The following is a 16,423-nucleotide window of genomic DNA, read 5'->3' as shown; positions in this document are numbered from 1 at the left end:
CCGGACAAACAACAAGGGGGCGAATCTTCATCCGCCCCCTGTGTGTCCGCTTATTCCTGCGGTTCTTCTTCGTCTGCGGCAGCGTCGAGGGTTGGCTCGTCGACGCCGTCATCGGCATCGCCGATCACTTGCCCCTCGAGTGCAATCCCTTCCTCGCCTTCCAGCTCCTCGCCCTCGACTTCCGATGGCTCCTGGACACGTTCCAGGCCTACCAGGGTTTCGTCGCTGGCCAGCTTGATCAGCGTCACGCCCTGGGTGTTACGCCCCAGGCTCGACACTTCAGCCACACGCGTACGCACCAGAGTGCCCTGGTCGGAAATCAGCATGATCTCCTCGCCATCGAGCACCTGGACCGCACCGACCAGACGGCCGTTGCGATCGTTGCTGACCATGGCGATAACGCCTTGGCCGCCACGCTTGTACTCCGGGAACTCGCTGATGGCGGTGCGCTTGCCATAACCACGCGCCGAAGCGGTGAGGATCTGGCTGCCTTCTTCCGGGATCAGCATCGAAATCAGCTTCTGCCCTTCCGGCAGACGCATGCCGCGTACACCGCGGGCAGTACGGCCCATGGCGCGAACGTCGGATTCCTTGAAGCGCGTCACTTTGCCGCCGTCGGAGAACAGCATGACTTCACGCTCGCCATCGGTGATAGCGGCAGAAATCAACACGTCGCCTTCGTCCAGCTCCAGGGCGATCAGGCCCACGCTGCGTTGACGGCTGAAGGATTCCAGCGGGGTCTTCTTCACGGTGCCTTTGGCGGTGGCCATGAAGATGAAGTGACCCTCGGTGTACTCATCGACCGGCAGCATGGTGGTGATGTATTCATCACTGTCCAGCGGCAGCAGGTTGACCAATGGACGACCACGGGCGGCACGCGAGGCCTCCGGGATTTCGTAGGTTTTCAGCCAGTACACTTTGCCTTTGCTGGAGAACAGCAGCAGCGTGGTGTGGCTGTTGGCGACCAGCAGGTGAGCGATGTAGTCCTCATCCTTAACGCCGGTAGCCGATTTACCTTTACCACCACGACGCTGGGCCTGGTACGCAGCCAAAGGCTGGGTCTTGGCGTAGCCACCGTGGGAGATGGTCACGACGCGCTCTTCTTCCGGGATCATGTCACCCAGGGTCAGGTCGAGACGGGCATCCAGGATTTCAGTGCGGCGCACGTCGCCGTATTCGGCGCGGATCACTTCCAGTTCTTCGCGGATCACTTCCATCAGGCGCACGGCGCTGTTAAGGATGCGGATCAGCTCGCCGATCTGGTTGAGGATCTCCTGGTACTCGGCCAACAGCTTCTCGTGTTCCAGGCCGGTCAGGCGGTGCAAACGCAGTTCCAGAATGGCCTGGGCCTGTTCCGGCGACAGGAAGTACTTGCCTTCGCGCAGACCGTATTGCGGGTCGAGGGTCTCCGGACGGCACGAGTCGGCACCGGCACGTTCAACCATCGCAACCACGGCGCTGGATTCCCACGGCATCTTGATCAGTGCTTCTTTCGCTTCCGACGGGGTCGGCGAAGCCTTGATCAGTGCGATAACCGGGTCGATGTTCGACAGTGCAACCGCCTGGCCTTCCAGGATGTGGCCGCGCTCGCGGGCCTTGCGCAGTTCGAACACGGTACGGCGGGTCACGACTTCGCGGCGGTGACGCACGAAGGCTTCCAGCAGATCCTTGAGGTTCAGGATCCGCGGGCGGCCGTCGATCAGTGCAACCACGTTGATACCAAACACGCTTTGCAGCTGGGTCTGGGCGTAGAGGTTGTTGAGGATCACCTCAGGCACTTCGCCACGACGCAGCTCGATCACCACGCGCATACCGTCTTTGTCGGACTCGTCACGCAGTTCGGTGATGCCTTCCAGCTTCTTCTCTTTAACCAGCTCGGCGATCTTCTCGATCAGACGCGCCTTGTTCAGCTGGTAAGGAAGTTCGGTGATGACGATCTGCTGACGGCCACCGACCTTGTCGATGTCTTCGATCATCGAGCGGGCGCGCATGTAAATACGGCCGCGACCGGTACGGTAGGCTTCGATGATACCGGCGCGACCGTTAATGATCGCGGCGGTCGGGAAGTCCGGGCCGGGGATGTATTGCATCAGCTCATCGACGGTCAACTCAGGGTTGTCGATGAGGGCCAGGCAACCGTCGATGACTTCACCGAGGTTGTGCGGCGGAATGTTGGTGGCCATGCCCACGGCGATACCGCTGGAGCCGTTGACCAGCAGGTTCGGAATACGGGTTGGCATGACCGCCGGGATCATTTCGGTGCCGTCGTAGTTCGGCACCCAGTCCACGGTTTCTTTATGCAGGTCGGCCAGCAGCTCGTGCGCCAGCTTGGTCATGCGCACTTCGGTGTATCGCATGGCCGCAGCGTTGTCGCCGTCGACCGAACCGAAGTTGCCCTGGCCGTCTACCAGCAGGTAGCGCAGGGAAAACGGCTGGGCCATCCGAACGATGGTGTCGTACACCGCAGTGTCGCCGTGAGGGTGATACTTACCGATCACGTCACCGACAACACGGGCAGATTTCTTGTACGGCTTGTTCCAGTCATTACCCAGCTCGCTCATCGCGAACAGCACACGCCGGTGCACGGGCTTCAAGCCATCGCGCGCATCAGGCAGTGCCCGACCGACAATTACGCTCATCGCGTAGTCGAGGTAGGACTGTTTCAGCTCGTCTTCGATATTGACCGGGAGGATTTCTTTGGCCAGTTCGCCCATGAGAAGCCTGATTCCTTTTTCGGGTGAAACCTCGTCACATCCTATGGGACGAACGAAGCTCGCCGCTGCCGGCAGAGTGCCTGACAACGACTTACGACAAATCAACGAGTTATGACACGGATCTGCACGTTATAGGCCACCCCTCGGGGCAGCCCTGGAAACCGCCGGATGTTATCACAATCGCCGCCACGCACCTATCCCCCAGACGCGCATGGAGCATAGTAAGTTGACGGATGACAGGCTTGAGGGCGACGAGAGGGGCTCAGAGATAGGGTGGTGCTATTTTTCCGGTGCAGATCCGAGGGGTTTATTGACTTTCAAGGCCAATCGCGGGCAAGCCCGCTCCCACATTTTGGATGTGCCCACCTGTCAAAGGCGGAAACTGGCTTGCCGGTGATAGCGACGCCACAGACAGCAAAGCCTTTAATGCAGCCGCTTACGGCACATCAACTTGGCCAACTTCGCCGTATCCGGCCGCTCGACAATGCCTTTTTCGGTCACGATCACATCAATCAGATCGGCCGGGGTGACGTCGAACACGGGATTAAGGGCAGCCACATCCAACCGCTGCCCCATAACATCCAGCAACTCGCCGGGATCACGCTCTTCCAGGGCGACGTCATCGCCAGTGGCCATCATCAAATCGAGTGTCGAGCTTGGCGCCACCACCATGAAGCGTACGCCATGGTGCATGGCGCAGACGGCCAGCTGATAAGTGCCGATCTTGCCGACCACATCACCGTTGGCCGCAATGCAGTCGGCGCCGACAATCACCCAGGTCACGCCTTTGGTCTTGAGGATATGCGCGCCGGCCGAGTCAGCATTCACCGTGACCGCAATACCGTCTGCCGCCAACTCCCACGCCGTCAGCCGCGAACCTTGCAGCCAGGGGCGGGTTTCATTGACGTAGACATGCTCGACCAAACCCTCCAGGAAAGCCGCACGAATCACCCCAAGAGCAGTGCCGACACCGCCGGTGGCCAAGGCGCCCGCATTGCCATGGGTCAGGATCGCCTGAGCATTGCCCTGATGCTTGCGAATCCGCTCGAGGCCCAATTGGGCCATGACGAGGTTGGCTTCCCGGTCGCTTTCATGGATCGCGATGGCTTCGGCTTCCAGCACGACCAGCGCGTCGGCGGGCTTCTTCACGCGGTCCAGCCGATCACGCATGCGCTTCAAGGCCCAGAACAGGTTCGACGCCGTCGGACGAGTATCAGCCAGTAATGCGTAGTCTTCTTCCCACGCTGCCTGCCAGTCGCCACCTTCGGCGATCCGCTCACGCGCGGCGAGCACCAGACCATAGGCGGCGCTGATACCGATCGCAGGCGCTCCACGCACCACCATGGTACGAATGGCGTCGGCCACTTCAGCTGCAGTGGCGCAGACAACCCAGGTTTCCCGGGACGGCAAGGCACGCTGATCGAGCAGGTGCAGTGCGCCATCACGCCAATCGATGGCCTTCACTTTCTCCGCAGCTAACAGTCGGTCGCGCATCCCTTACCCCGCACTCATGAACAAAAGCCGCGGATTATAGCGATCCGCCAGCCAGGACGCTCGGGTATACTTCGCCCTTCTTTTATAGCTGCCCGGGAAGAAGCCTGCGATGACCTCCACTGCCGCCCCGCTCGACCTGTTGCTGCTGCCCACCTGGCTGGTACCTGTCGAACCTGCCGGCGTGGTGCTCAAGGAACATGGCCTGGGCATCCGCGACGGGCGCATCGCCTTTATCGGGCCGCGGGCTGCGGCCTTGAAGCTGGCGGCTAGCGAGGTGCGCGAGCTGCCGGGCATGTTGCTCAGCCCCGGTTTGATCAATGCCCACGGCCACGCGGCAATGAGCCTGTTTCGCGGCCTGGCCGACGACCTGCCGCTGATGACCTGGCTGGAAAAGCACATCTGGCCCGCCGAGGCCAAATGGGTCGACGAAGCCTTCGTGCGCGACGGCACCGACCTGGCCATCGCCGAGCAGCTTAAAGGCGGCATCACCTGTTTTTCCGACATGTATTTCTACCCCAAGGTCGCCAGCGACTGCGTGCACAACAGCGGTATGCGTGCACAAATCGCGATTCCGATCCTCGACTTCCCGATTCCCGGCGCCAGCAGCGCCGACGAGGCCATTCGCCAGGGCGTAGAACTGTTCGGCGACCTCAAGCACCACCCGCGCATCAAGATCACCTTCGGGCCCCACGCGCCTTACACCGTATGCGATGAGAACCTGGAAAAAATCCGGGTGATCGCCGAAGAACTCGACGAGTCCATCCACATGCACGTGCATGAAACCGCCTTCGAAGTGCAGCAGGCCGTCGAGCAGACCGGTGAACGCCCACTGGCGCGCCTGGGTCGCCTCGGCCTGCTCGGCCCGCGCTTCCAGGCCGTACACATGACCCAAATCAGCGAGGATGACCTGGCTTTGCTGGTAGAAAGCAACACCAGCGTTATCCATTGCCCGGAATCGAACCTGAAACTGGCCAGCGGCTTTTGCCCGGTGGAGCGTCTGTGGCAGGCTGGGGTGAATGTGGCGATCGGCACCGACGGCGCCGCCAGCAACAATGACCTGGATTTGCTGGGCGAAACCCGTACCGCTGCGATGCTGGCCAAGGCGGTCGCCGGCTCGGCCACCGCGCTGGATGCCCACCGCGCCCTGCGCATGGCCACTCTCAACGGTGCTCGGGCCATGGGCCTGGAGGCCGAGATTGGCTCGCTGGAGGTCGGCAAGGCTGCCGATATCGTGGCTTTTGATCTTTCGGGGCTGGCGCAACAACCGATCTACGATCCGGTCTCACAGCTTATATATGCCACCGGACGCGATTGTGTGAAACACCTTTGGGTCGCCGGCAAGCAGTTGCTCGACGACCGGCAATTGACCCGCATGGATGAACCACAGTTGACCGCCACGGCCATTGCCTGGGGCCAACGGATCAGCGGGCACAGCGAATAACGCAGGGTTTGAACCTAAGCTTCAACACCTGCAAACCGATTTATCAGATTTAGAGGATTTACCATGAGCAACGTCGACCACGCCGAAATCGCTAAATTCGAAGCCCTGGCCCACCGCTGGTGGGACCGCGAAAGCGAGTTCAAACCCCTGCACGACATCAACCCGCTGCGGGTCAACTGGATTGACGAACGCGTCAACCTGGCCGGCAAGAAGGTGCTCGACGTCGGTTGCGGCGGCGGCATCCTCAGCGAAGCGATGGCCCAGCGCGGCGCCACCGTCATGGGCATCGACATGGGCGAAGCCCCGCTGGCCGTGGCCCAACTGCACCAACTGGAATCCGGCGTGAGCGTGGAATACCGCCAGATCACCGCCGAAGCCCTGGCCGAGGAAATGCCCGAGCAGTTCGACGTGATCACCTGCCTTGAGATGCTCGAGCACGTACCGGACCCGTCCTCGGTCATTCGCGCGTGCTTCCGCATGGTCAAGCCGGGCGGCCAGGTGTTCTTCTCCACCATCAACCGCAATCCCAAGGCCTACCTGTTCGCGATCATCGGCGCCGAATACATCATGAAGTTGCTGCCGCGTGGCACCCACGACTTCAAGAAATTCATCCGTCCGTCCGAGCTGGGTGCCTGGAGCCGTCAGGCCGGGCTGACCGTCAAAGACATCATCGGCCTGACCTACAACCCGCTGACCAAGCACTACAAGCTGGCCAGTGACGTGGACGTCAACTACATGATCCAGACTCTGCGCGAGGAGTAAGCCTGTGAAGTTGCGAGCGGTTCTCTTCGATATGGACGGTACTTTGCTGGACACCGCGCCGGACTTCATCGCGATCTGCCAGGCCATGCGCGCCGACCGCGGCCTGGCGCCGATCAACGACCAGCACATCCGCGATGAAATTTCCGGCGGTGCGCGGGCGATGGTCGCCGTGACCTTCTCGATGGACCCCGAATCCCCTGGCTTTGAAGAACTGCGCCTGGAGTTCCTGGAGCGCTATCTCAAGGGCTGCGCAATCCACAGCAAACTGTTCGACGGCATGGCCGAGTTGCTGCAAGACATCGAAAAATCCAAGCTGGTCTGGGGCGTGGTCACCAACAAACCGCTGCGCTTTGCCGAGCCGATCATGCAGCAGTTGGGCCTGGCCGAGCGCTCGGCGCTGCTGATCTGCCCGGACCACGTGAAGAACAGCAAGCCGGACCCTGAGCCGCTGATCCTGGCGTGCAAGATGCTCAACCTGGACCCGGCCAGCGTGTTGTTTGTGGGCGATGACCTGCGCGATATCGAGTCCGGCCGTGACGCTGGCACCCGCACCGCAGCGGTCACGTTCGGCTACATCCACCCCGATGACAACCCACGCAACTGGGGCGCCGATGTGGTGGTGGATCACCCGCTGGAACTGCGCAAGGTGCTGGATAATGCACTGTGCAGTTGCTGATTGCTCACCGGTCCTGCTGACCTATGAAGACCCGATGTGGGAGGGGGCTTGCTCCCGATAGCGGTAGGTCAGTGATTGATACAGTGCCTGACACTCTGCAATCGGGAGCAAGCCCCCTCCCACATTAGGATTTGTGTACTGTTCTTGGTTCAGTGTTTGTAAACCTACTGAACTCTGTCGAGGCTATTTATGTTTGATTACTGCGCACGTCCAGAACTGCTCAAAGGCCGGGTGATCCTGGTGACCGGCGCCGGTCGCGGGATTGGCGCGGCGGCGGCAAAAACCTACGCCGCCCATGGCGCCACCGTGCTGTTGCTGGGCAAGACCGAAGCCAACCTGGCCGAGGTGTACGACGCGATCGAAGCCGCCGGCCAACCGCAACCGGTGGTGATTCCGTTCAACCTGGAGACCGCCCTGCCCCATCAGTACGATGAGCTGGCGGCGATGATCGAAAAAGAATTCGGCCGCCTCGACGGCCTGCTGCACAACGCCTCGATCATCGGCCCACGCACACCGATCGAGCAGTTGTCCGGTGAGAATTTCATGCGAGTGATGCACGTCAACGTCAACGCGATGTTCATGTTGACCAGCACGTTGCTGCCGCTGCTCAAGCTGTCCCAGGATGCGTCGGTGGTGTTCACCTCCAGCAGCGTCGGGCGCAAGGGCCGGGCGTACTGGGGCGCTTATGGCGTGTCGAAGTTTGCCACTGAAGGCCTGATGCAAACCCTGGCCGACGAGCTGGAGGACGTGGCGGCGGTGCGCTCCAACAGCATCAACCCGGGCGGAACACGCACCAGCATGCGCGCCCAGGCGTACCCCGGTGAAAACCCGATGGAAAGGCCGGCGCCGGAAGAGATCATGCCGGTGTACCTGTACCTGATGGGGCCGGACAGTGCGGGCATCAATGGGCAGGCGTTTGATGCGCAGTAAGCCTTAAGCTGACTCAACTGACAGAACAGAGAACCCAATGTGGGAGCGGGCTTGCTCGCGAAGGCGGTGCATCAGTCAATATTTCAGTTGACTGACACGGCGCCTTCGCGAGCAAGCCCGCTCCCACAGTTGTTCAGCGGTGGTGTTTAGTTTTTCACCACGTCCTCAAGGGTGAAACGCCCTAGCGGGTTTTGCAGGAAGTTACTCACATTCTTGCGTGAGATGTTGATGTACGGGCTGTAGTACAGATCAATCCAGTTCACATCCTGTTTCGCCAGCTTCTGCAACTCCACATACATCTGCTCGCGCTTGACCGGGTCGGCCTCGATCCGCGCAGCCGCCACCAGTTCCTTGACCTTGTCATTCTTGTAGCGGGTCATGTAGTTCTGGTTGGTGTCATGGCCCAGTACGAAAGTGGTCTTCTGGTCCGGGTCGAGAATGTCGTTGGTCCAGTACATCACTGAAATGTCGTACTCACCGTCCACCAGCATCTGCCAGCTTTGCGTCGGGTCGACTTTCTGCAGGTTGGCAGTCACGCCGACCTTGGCCAACTGGTCCTTGATGATCACTGCAATCTGCTCGTCCGCTTCGTTGCCGGCGTTGACCACGTAGTTGAGCTTCAAATCCTTGGCGCCAGCCTCTTCCAGCAGTTTCTTCGCGGCCGTCGGGTCATACGGGCGCTGCAGGTTGTTGGCATAGTGGAACAGCGAGCCTTTCGGGATGTAGGAATAGGCCACGGTGCCTTGACCGTAAGTTGCAGTCTTCACCAGCGACTGTTTGTCGATGGCCATGTCCAGCGCCTCGCGCACTGGCTGCTTGGCCAGCAGCCCGTGAGCGTGGTTGATCAGCAGATGATCTTCACGGGTGGACGGGTCGGAGTGGATCACCACGTTTTTGTCTTTCTTCAGTTCTTCCACGCGGGAGAACGGTACGAAGATCGCCGTGTCGAGTTCGTTGTTCTGCACCATGCGCATGCGCGTGTTGTCATCGGTGACCGACACCCACTCCACGCCATCCAGGCTGACGTTCTTGGCCTGCCAGAAGTTCGGGTTCTTTTTCAGGATAACGCGATCGCCTTTGCGCCACTCCTCTACGGTGAACGCGCCGGAGGTCACCGGGTTTTCCGAGTAGGCGTCCTCGCCCATTTTGGTCATGGCTTTTTCCGACAGGATCGATACCGTCGGCGAGGCCAATTGCGAGAGGAAGGCCACGGCCGGGGTTTTCAGGGTGACCACAAGGGTCTTGGGATCACTGGCCTTGGCCATGCTGATCAGGCTGAACGGGTCACTCCACAGCGACGCCTTGTTGTCGCGGATGCGCAACAGGCTGAACGCCGCGTCGTCGGCGGTGATCGGCGAGCCATCGGAGAACTTCGCGTCACGCAGCTTGAAAGTGTAGGTCAGGCCATCCTTGGAAATCTCCCAGCTTTCTGCCAGGCCCGGCTCCATCTTCGTGCCCAGGTTATCCACGCGCACCAGGGTGTCGTAGACGTTGGCGAATACCCAGGTGTCGCGGTTTTGCGCGCTTTTGATCGGATCGAAAGTGGTGCTGTCTTCACGGCAGCCGATGGTCAGCACGCCAGCGGCGTGTGCCAACCCGGCAGTGAGGGACCAAGCGGTCAATGTAGCCGCGGCGAGCAACTTCAAGTGGCGGGATTGCATGTCATAACTCCTTGTTCATGAATGGCAGAAAGGGTCAAAGGTGCTTCAAGCACGCAACTGTATCGATGCTCGTGCAGGAAATGAGTAGGCGGCAACACCACGGAACACATTGTCCGGGCGTAGCGGCAACGCGGGTGAAAGGCGCAACCTGCGGGCAAATTCAACGGGCTCGGCGGCTCACCCGGCAACGGCTCCGCTGGCAAAGGCCGACGTGGATCAATCTCGGGAATCGCCTCGATCAGCGCGGCTGTATACGGATGGCGCGGCGCGGTAAACACCGCCTCCACCGGCCCTTCCTCAACGATCTTGCCCAGGTACATCACCGCCACGCGGTCGCACAGGCGACGCACGATGGCCAGGTCATGGGCGATAAACAGGATCGCCAGGTTCATGCGCTGTTGCAGTTCCAGCAACAGGTTGATGATCTGGCCCTGAATCGACACATCCAATGCCGCCACGCACTCATCGGCGATGATCAAGCGCGGCTCTACCGCCAGCGCCCGAGCGATACCGACACGCTGGCATTGGCCACCACTGAGTGAACCGGGCTTGCGGTTGGCCAATTCGGGGCGCAGGCCGACCAGTTCGAGCAATTCATTAACCCGCTGGGGAATTTGCTCTGGCGCGGCTTTGCGTTGCACCCGCAGCACTTCGGCAATGGTTTCGCCAATGGTGTGGCGTGGGTTCAGGGCGGCGTAAGGGTCCTGGAAAATCATCGCGGTTTCATGGCGCAGGCGAGCGATGTCGATAGCGCTGCCATGGGCCATGTCCACGCCATCGAACAAGACCTGCCCGGCACTGATCGGGTTGAGGTGCAAAATTGCCCGGCCCAGTGTGCTCTTGCCGCTGCCGGACTCGCCCACCAGACCCAGGGTTTCACCGGCGGCCAGGTTCAGCGACACACCGTTCACCGCCCTCACCCACTGTTTATTCAGGCCAAACAAACCGGTGCCGGACGCCGCAAAACGCACCTCGAGGTCCTTGATCTGCAACAGGCTCATGGTTGGCCTCCCAAGGGATAGTGACAGGCCACCCGCGCACCTTCCGGCAGCAACTCGGTGCACAAGGCGCCCACCTGCGGGCAGCGCGGGTTGAACCGGCAACCGGCGGGCAAGGCATCCAGCAACGGCGGCTGGCCAGCAATGGTACGCAGCAAGGCGTGGCCGCTGCTGTGGGCGGGCTGGCAATCGATCAGGCCGGCGGTGTACGGGTGTTGTGGATGGGCCAGCAAGTCGTACTTGCTGCCGTGTTCGCACAGGCGCCCGGCGTACATCACCGCGATCGAGTCACAGGTTTGCGCCACCACGCCGAGGTCGTGGGTGATCATGATCATCGACAGGCCATGCTGGTCACGTAGGTCCAACAACAGGCGCAGGATTTGCGCCTGCACGGTCACATCCAGCGCGGTGGTCGGCTCGTCGGCAATCAGCACTTTCGGGTTGCAGCCCAGGGCCACCGCGATCATTGCCCGCTGACGCATGCCGCCGGAAAACTCGTGAGGGTAGTTATCGACTCGCGCCTTGGGATCGGGAATGCCGACCTGGCGCAGCACCTCGATGGCGTGCAAGCGTGCGTCTTTTTTCGACGCGCCTTGATGCAGCCGAATACCTTCGGCGATCTGCTCGCCGATGCGCATCAGCGGGTCAAGATGGCTGCTGGGGTTCTGGAAAATCATACCCAGTTGCCCGCCCCGCACGGCGCGCATGCCGGGGTCATCCAGTTGCAATAAATCGCGACCTGCCAGGCGCACGGCACCGCCTTGCACGCGCAGATTGGCCGACGGCAACAGCCGCATCAGGCCGCGACAGGCCATGGTCTTGCCCGAGCCGCTCTCGCCCACCAGGCCGAGGATTTCACCTTCGGCCAGGTCGAAGGACACCCGGTCAACCAGGGTGACATCACGCCCGGCGTTATGGGCGATCACGCTGAGGTCCTGCACTTGAAGCAGGCTCATGAACGGTCTCCCAACACTTGTGCCACGCCATCGGCCAACAGGCTGAAACCCATGGCCAGGGTCACGATGGCCAGGCCCGGGAAGGTGCAAATCCACCAGGCGGTGGTGATGAACGCCTGCCCTTCGGCCACCATCGTGCCCCACTCGGCCGTCGGCGGTTGCACACCCAGGCCCAGATAACTCACGGCGGCGCCGTTGAGCAGCACCAGCACCGCGTCGGACATGGAAAACACAATCGAGCCAAACGTCGCGTTGGGCAGCAAATGCCGGAACAGAATGCGCCCGTGGCCAAAGCCCAGGCTCTTGGCGGCCAGGGCGAAGTCGCTTTCCTTGAGCACCAGGATCTGTGAGCGGATCAGCCGCGCATACGACACCCAGCCCACCAGCGCCATGGCGATATAAAAGCTCTTCAAGCCCGGGCCGAGAATGGCCATGATCGCCAGCATCAGCACCAGGAACGGGAACGCGAGGATCACGTCGATCACGCGCATGCAGACGCTGTCGAAGCGACCGCCGATGTAGCCGGAGACGGCGCCGACGAAGGTGCCGATCATGAACGGGAAAATCACCCCGATGATGGCCAGTTGCAAGTCGATGCGCGCGCCCCAAATCACCCGCGAAAGAATGTCCCTTCCGTAATTATCCGTGCCGAACGGGTGGGCCATGCTGGGGCCCAACAAGCTGATATCGGTGTTTTGCGCAATCGGATCAAAAGGCGCAACCCACGGTGCAAACAGTGCCAGGGCAAACCAGGCCAACAAAATCAACAACCCCCACGCAGCGGTCAGTCGACCATTACGAAAACCAAAACGCAGGCGCAAACGCCACGGGGCAATCAGTGGGCGGCTGCTCATTGCATCTTCACCCGTGGGTCGAGGGCCACCGTCACCACGTCAGCGACGAAGTTGACCACCACCGTGGCACACGCCAGCACCATGGCCACGCCCTGCACCACCATGTAGTCACGGGTGAAGATGCCGCGCACCAGCAACTGGCCGATGCCGGGAATGGCGAAGAGACTCTCGATCACCACGGTGCCGCTGATCAACCACCCGATATTCACCGCCAGCAGGTTGACCGCCGGCACCAGGGAATTGGGCAACACATGCCGACGGAACACGGCGGCCTCCGACAGCCCGCGCGCCCGGGCAGCGGTGACATGGTCGGCCTGTAACTCCATCAGCATGCTCGCGCGCAGGTTACGCACCAGCACCGCCGACAGCGCCAGGGCGATGGTCAAACAGGGCAGCAGCATATGGTGAGCCTTATCCAGCCAGGTGCGCCCGTAGCCGGACACCGGGAACAGGCCCCACTTCACGCTCAGCAACAAAATCAACATCAAGCCCAGCCAGAACGCCGGCATGCCCAGGCCAACCGTGGTGAACACGCGAATCAGGTTGTCTGCCCAACCGCCTTTATTGCGCGCCGCCACCGTCGCCAGCGGCACTGCAATCAAGAGCGCCAGCAGCACACTGCCGAGCACCAGTACCAAGGTCGGTTCGATCCGCGTGACGATCAGCTTCAAGGCGTCAACCTTGTACAACAGCGACTGGCCGAGATCGCCCTTGAGCAAGTTCTTGAGGAAGTAGAAATACTGCAGCCACAACGGTTGATCGAGGCCGTACTGGGCGCGGATTTTCAGCAACGCATCCGGCGTACTGCGTGAGCCCAGCAAGGCCCGCGCCGGGTCGCCGGGGATCGAGCGCACCAGCACAAAGGTGATCAGGCTGATGCCAAACAACACCGGCAGCAATTGCAGCGGCCGGGACAGTACAAAACGGTAACGCGCCAGGTTCATCCGTCAGCCTCGATGGCGAGCGAGGAAGTCCAGCAGCACCGGGAAGTACGCGTGGGGTTCCTCATAAAAGGGCATGTGGCTGCTGTTGGGAAACACGTGCAATTCGGCATGCCTGGCGGCCAGCTTCATGCGATGGGCGCAGGCCGGCGTGAGTTCATCGTGCTGGCCGGTGGTGATCAGGATTGGCATCTTGAACTCGGCCATCTCGGGGATGCGGTTCCAGTCCTTGAGGTTACCGATGTACAGGAATTCGTTGGGGCCCTGCATGGCTTCGTAGGGTCCCATGTTCCAGTCGCCAAGGGAGCGCTTGACCGGCTCCGGCCATTCGTCCAGACGGCAGACGTGACGGTAATTGAGCAAAGTAATCGCGGCCTGGTACTGCGGATGGTCCAGGGTGCCCATGGCTTCATGGCGCTGCATCATGGCCACGGTTTCGCTGCCGAGGGCACCGCGCAGGCGTTCGAGCTCCTGGGACAGGTGCGGAATGTCGCCGACGGTGTTTTCGAGGATCAGGCTTTTCAGTGCGTCGGGGTAATGGATGGCGTATTCGATGCCCAGCCAGCCGCCCCAGGAATGCCCCAGCAAATGCACGCGGCCGAGATCCAGGGCACGGCGCACGGTTTCAACTTCTTCGACATAACGGCTGATTTCCCACAAGGAAACGTCGGCCGGTCTGGCTGATGCGCCGGTACCAAGCTGGTCGAATGCAACCACTCGCAGGTTATGGTCTTTGAGCCAGCCATGGGCGTCGCGCAAGTAGTCACATGGCAAGCCCGGGCCGCCATTGAGACACAAGAGCACCTCATCGCCGTCGCCAAAGCTGTAGACCACGACGTTATGGCCGTCGACTTGCACGTTGTACTGCTGGTCGGGGGCAATTTCACGCCACATGCATACGTTCCTTGTGTTGTATCGGCCTGGCAGTCAGCGGCCGTTTATCTGGCCAACACTACCGAGGATGCCGTGCGTCCATAACCTAGTATTTCTTATAGGTTTGGCCTGGCAGTCCTTCGCCGGGGCGTGGCATTCTACTTGCCGCAAGTCGAGATTCAAATGAATTCGGGAGCAGAACGGATGCTGGCCAAGCTAACCGCCTTCAATAACCGTCTGATGCCGGGCAGGAGCCTGGATGAACAGATGGACAACACATTTATCCTCGCCCAACAATTGGGCTTCGATGCGCTGGTGTACGACTACACGCCAGTGCCCATCGACCAGGACGGCTCACTGATCACGCCGTCGGTGCTGGAGCTGCGCAATACCCCGCCGGACTGGCACGCGTTGTGGTGCAGCGAAGGGTTTTACCAGATCGACCCGGTGCAACACCTGGCCCTGAGCACGGTGTCGCCGTTCGTCTGGTCCTATGAGGCAAAAGCCCAGACCGCGCTGCAAAAAATCATCGACCCCTGCCATGCGCCGGTGTCCACTTACCTGCATGAACGCCAACTGACCTGCGGGGTCAGTGTGCCCATTCATCTGCCGCGCGGCGGTTTCGCGTCGCTGACCGGCCTGCGCACCGGTAACGCCAGCACGGTGTTACAAGATGCGCAGCAGACCCTGACGGATTTCAGCCTGATTACCCATGCCTTGCAGGAAGCGGCCTACCCGTTGTTCAGCAAAGAGCTACGTACCTACCCGCATATTCATCTGACCAAACGCGAGCGCGAATGCCTGAAATGGGCCGCCGAAGGTTTCACCGCCGCCGAAATCGCCACGCAATTGAGCCGTTCACTGGCGGTGGTCACCCTGCACCTGGCCTCGGCGATGCACAAACTGGGGGCCAAAAACCGCGTCCAGGCGGTAGTCCGCGCCACCCATTACCGCTTGCTGGAAGATTGATCCGTCGGCAAAACCTAGCTGTTTTGCTAGTTACTTAAACTTCGCGTGCCGTCTATCGTACCCCTGATCCTTTTTTTCAGAGCAGGGTACGAAATGGAATTCATCGAGAAGATGCGCGAAGGCTATGCGGCCTTCGGCGCCTACCAGACCTGGTACCGCGTCACCGGCGACCTGACCACCGGCCGTACACCTTTGGTGATCATCCACGGCGGTCCCGGCTGCACCCATGACTATGTCGACGCGTTCAAGGACGTTGCCGCCAGCGGCCATGCGGTTATTCACTACGACCAACTCGGCAATGGCCGCTCCACACACTTACCGGAAAAAGATGCGTCTTTCTGGACCATCGACCTGTTCCTCGCAGAGCTGAACAACCTGCTGGACCACCTGCACATCAGCGACAATTACGCGATCCTCGGGCAATCGTGGGGCGGCATGCTCGGCAGCGAGCACGCGATTCTGCAGCCCAAAGGCCTGCGCGCATTCATCCCGGCCAACTCGCCGACGTGCATGCGCACCTGGGTCAGCGAAGCCAACCGCCTGCGCAAACTGTTGCCCGAAGGCGTGCATGAAACCCTGCTCAAACACGAACAGGCCGGCACCTACCAAGACCCGGAATACCTAACCGCCTCGCGGGTTTTCTATGACCAGCACGTGTGCCGCGTCAACCCGTGGCCGGAAGAAGTGGCGCGCACCTTCGCGGCAGTGGATTCGGACCCGACGGTGTACCACGCCATGAGCGGCCCGACGGAGTTCCATGTGATCGGCAGCTTGAAGGACTGGAACGTGATTGGCCGGTTGTCGGCGATCAATGTGCCAACCCTGGTGATCTCCGGTCGGCACGACGAGGCCACGCCATTGGTGGTCAAACCGTTCCTGGATGAGATCGCGGACGTGCGCTGGGCGCTGTTTGAAGATTCCAGCCACATGCCCCACGTGGAAGAACGCCAGGCATGCATGGGGACCGTGGTGAAGTTTCTGGATGAGGCCTGCTCGGTGCCGCACCAGGCACTCAAAGCGGGTTGAGAGCCTCATGTTGGAGCTGGCTTGCCTGCGATAGCCATAGGTATCTACCTATCTTTTTTACGGGTTGAGTGCTGTGGTTGTCGGGGGGCGCTGAGTACATATCCGTTGTTTGGGTCACGGCCGAAATA

General features: G+C 60.9%; 14 protein-coding genes. 6 read left to right on the top strand and 8 right to left on the bottom strand.

The window, feature by feature from the left end:
• Window positions 1-50: 50 nt before the first annotated feature.
• Together gyrA and mtnA are read right to left on the bottom strand one after the other, a co-directional pair.
• Complete coding sequence (gyrA, locus tag ACI77D_RS17395; protein ID WP_064451485.1) at window positions 51-2,714, bottom strand: DNA gyrase subunit A; 2,664 nt, start codon at window positions 2,712-2,714, stop codon at window positions 51-53.
• A gap of 423 nt (window positions 2,715-3,137) precedes the next feature.
• Window positions 3,138-4,208 (bottom strand): S-methyl-5-thioribose-1-phosphate isomerase, encoded by a 1,071-nt coding sequence (gene mtnA / locus ACI77D_RS17390; protein ID WP_064451484.1) that lies wholly within the window; start codon window positions 4,206-4,208, stop codon window positions 3,138-3,140.
• Window positions 4,209-4,317: 109 nt separating this feature from the next.
• On the opposite strand from mtnA, the gene ACI77D_RS17385 reads away from it, so the two are divergent.
• The 4 genes from ACI77D_RS17385 to ACI77D_RS17370 all read left to right on the top strand — a co-directional run bounded on the left by ACI77D_RS17385 (window position 4,318) and on the right by ACI77D_RS17370 (window position 8,017).
• Window positions 4,318-5,649, top strand: coding sequence for a TRZ/ATZ family hydrolase (locus tag ACI77D_RS17385; RefSeq protein ID WP_407017119.1), 1,332 nt, complete (start codon window positions 4,318-4,320; stop codon window positions 5,647-5,649).
• A 63-nt stretch (window positions 5,650-5,712) separates the two neighbouring features.
• Complete coding sequence (gene ubiG / locus ACI77D_RS17380; RefSeq protein WP_064451482.1) at window positions 5,713-6,411, top strand: bifunctional 2-polyprenyl-6-hydroxyphenol methylase/3-demethylubiquinol 3-O-methyltransferase UbiG; 699 nt, start codon at window positions 5,713-5,715, stop codon at window positions 6,409-6,411.
• Between the two features lie 4 nt (window positions 6,412-6,415).
• The gene (gene mupP, locus ACI77D_RS17375) at window positions 6,416-7,087 is read left to right on the top strand and encodes an N-acetylmuramic acid 6-phosphate phosphatase MupP (RefSeq protein WP_064451481.1); all 672 of its coding nucleotides are present in this window, start codon (window positions 6,416-6,418) and stop codon (window positions 7,085-7,087) included.
• A 189-nt stretch (window positions 7,088-7,276) separates the two neighbouring features.
• Window positions 7,277-8,017, top strand: coding sequence for a YciK family oxidoreductase (locus ACI77D_RS17370; protein ID WP_064451480.1), 741 nt, complete (start codon window positions 7,277-7,279; stop codon window positions 8,015-8,017).
• A gap of 146 nt (window positions 8,018-8,163) precedes the next feature.
• Here the strand turns inward: ACI77D_RS17370 and ACI77D_RS17365 are convergent, their stop codons facing one another.
• The 6 genes from ACI77D_RS17365 to ACI77D_RS17340 are packed head-to-tail and all read right to left on the bottom strand — an operon-like array spanning window position 8,164 to window position 14,321.
• Complete coding sequence (locus tag ACI77D_RS17365; protein WP_407017118.1) at window positions 8,164-9,678, bottom strand: ABC transporter substrate-binding protein; 1,515 nt, start codon at window positions 9,676-9,678, stop codon at window positions 8,164-8,166.
• On the bottom strand, window positions 9,660-10,679 hold the full coding sequence (locus ACI77D_RS17360) for an ABC transporter ATP-binding protein (protein WP_064451478.1): 1,020 nt from the start codon (window positions 10,677-10,679) through the stop codon (window positions 9,660-9,662). Before ACI77D_RS17360 ends, ACI77D_RS17365 begins: the two co-directional genes overlap by 19 nt.
• Window positions 10,676-11,632, bottom strand: coding sequence for an ABC transporter ATP-binding protein (locus ACI77D_RS17355; protein WP_407017117.1), 957 nt, complete (start codon window positions 11,630-11,632; stop codon window positions 10,676-10,678). The genes ACI77D_RS17360 and ACI77D_RS17355 overlap by 4 nt, the downstream gene beginning before the upstream one ends.
• Complete coding sequence (locus ACI77D_RS17350; protein ID WP_221294251.1) at window positions 11,629-12,486, bottom strand: ABC transporter permease; 858 nt, start codon at window positions 12,484-12,486, stop codon at window positions 11,629-11,631. The genes ACI77D_RS17355 and ACI77D_RS17350 overlap by 4 nt, the downstream gene beginning before the upstream one ends.
• The gene (locus ACI77D_RS17345) at window positions 12,483-13,430 is read right to left on the bottom strand and encodes an ABC transporter permease (RefSeq protein WP_064451475.1); all 948 of its coding nucleotides are present in this window, start codon (window positions 13,428-13,430) and stop codon (window positions 12,483-12,485) included. Before ACI77D_RS17345 ends, ACI77D_RS17350 begins: the two co-directional genes overlap by 4 nt.
• A gap of 3 nt (window positions 13,431-13,433) precedes the next feature.
• Window positions 13,434-14,321, bottom strand: coding sequence for a proline iminopeptidase-family hydrolase (locus ACI77D_RS17340; protein ID WP_262667379.1), 888 nt, complete (start codon window positions 14,319-14,321; stop codon window positions 13,434-13,436).
• Window positions 14,322-14,504: 183 nt separating this feature from the next.
• Between ACI77D_RS17340 and ACI77D_RS17335 the strand changes: the two genes are divergently transcribed.
• Both ACI77D_RS17335 and ACI77D_RS17330 read left to right on the top strand, forming a co-directional pair.
• Complete coding sequence (locus ACI77D_RS17335; protein ID WP_064451473.1) at window positions 14,505-15,269, top strand: LuxR family transcriptional regulator; 765 nt, start codon at window positions 14,505-14,507, stop codon at window positions 15,267-15,269.
• Window positions 15,270-15,362: 93 nt separating this feature from the next.
• Window positions 15,363-16,295, top strand: coding sequence for a proline iminopeptidase-family hydrolase (locus ACI77D_RS17330; RefSeq protein WP_064451472.1), 933 nt, complete (start codon window positions 15,363-15,365; stop codon window positions 16,293-16,295).
• Window positions 16,296-16,423: the final 128 nt, after the last annotated feature.

The organism is Pseudomonas sp. O39 (assembly GCF_045447295.1).
Taxonomy (GTDB): domain Bacteria; phylum Pseudomonadota; class Gammaproteobacteria; order Pseudomonadales; family Pseudomonadaceae; genus Aquipseudomonas; species Aquipseudomonas antarctica_A.
The sequence above is the reverse complement of the archived record's forward strand: the minus strand, read 5'-3'. Positions and strand labels throughout refer to the sequence as shown.

What these genes read in the sequence shown, in the direction of transcription:
- ACI77D_RS17345 (WP_064451475.1), bottom strand. Translation starts at nt 13,430, where the DNA reads ATGAACCTGGCGCGTTACCGTTTTGTACTGTCCCGGCCGCTGCAATTG.
- ACI77D_RS17330 (WP_064451472.1), top strand. Translation starts at nt 15,363, where the DNA reads ATGGAATTCATCGAGAAGATGCGCGAAGGCTATGCGGCCTTCGGCGCC.
- ACI77D_RS17370 (WP_064451480.1), top strand. Translation starts at nt 7,277, where the DNA reads ATGTTTGATTACTGCGCACGTCCAGAACTGCTCAAAGGCCGGGTGATC.
- ACI77D_RS17365 (WP_407017118.1), bottom strand. Translation starts at nt 9,678, where the DNA reads ATGCAATCCCGCCACTTGAAGTTGCTCGCCGCGGCTACATTGACCGCT.
- ACI77D_RS17335 (WP_064451473.1), top strand. Translation starts at nt 14,505, where the DNA reads ATGCTGGCCAAGCTAACCGCCTTCAATAACCGTCTGATGCCGGGCAGG.
- ubiG (WP_064451482.1), top strand. Translation starts at nt 5,713, where the DNA reads ATGAGCAACGTCGACCACGCCGAAATCGCTAAATTCGAAGCCCTGGCC.
- ACI77D_RS17340 (WP_262667379.1), bottom strand. Translation starts at nt 14,321, where the DNA reads ATGTGGCGTGAAATTGCCCCCGACCAGCAGTACAACGTGCAAGTCGAC.
- ACI77D_RS17355 (WP_407017117.1), bottom strand. Translation starts at nt 11,632, where the DNA reads ATGAGCCTGCTTCAAGTGCAGGACCTCAGCGTGATCGCCCATAACGCC.
- ACI77D_RS17360 (WP_064451478.1), bottom strand. Translation starts at nt 10,679, where the DNA reads ATGAGCCTGTTGCAGATCAAGGACCTCGAGGTGCGTTTTGCGGCGTCC.
- ACI77D_RS17385 (WP_407017119.1), top strand. Translation starts at nt 4,318, where the DNA reads ATGACCTCCACTGCCGCCCCGCTCGACCTGTTGCTGCTGCCCACCTGG.
- gyrA (WP_064451485.1), bottom strand. Translation starts at nt 2,714, where the DNA reads ATGGGCGAACTGGCCAAAGAAATCCTCCCGGTCAATATCGAAGACGAG.
- ACI77D_RS17350 (WP_221294251.1), bottom strand. Translation starts at nt 12,486, where the DNA reads ATGAGCAGCCGCCCACTGATTGCCCCGTGGCGTTTGCGCCTGCGTTTT.
- mtnA (WP_064451484.1), bottom strand. Translation starts at nt 4,208, where the DNA reads ATGCGCGACCGACTGTTAGCTGCGGAGAAAGTGAAGGCCATCGATTGG.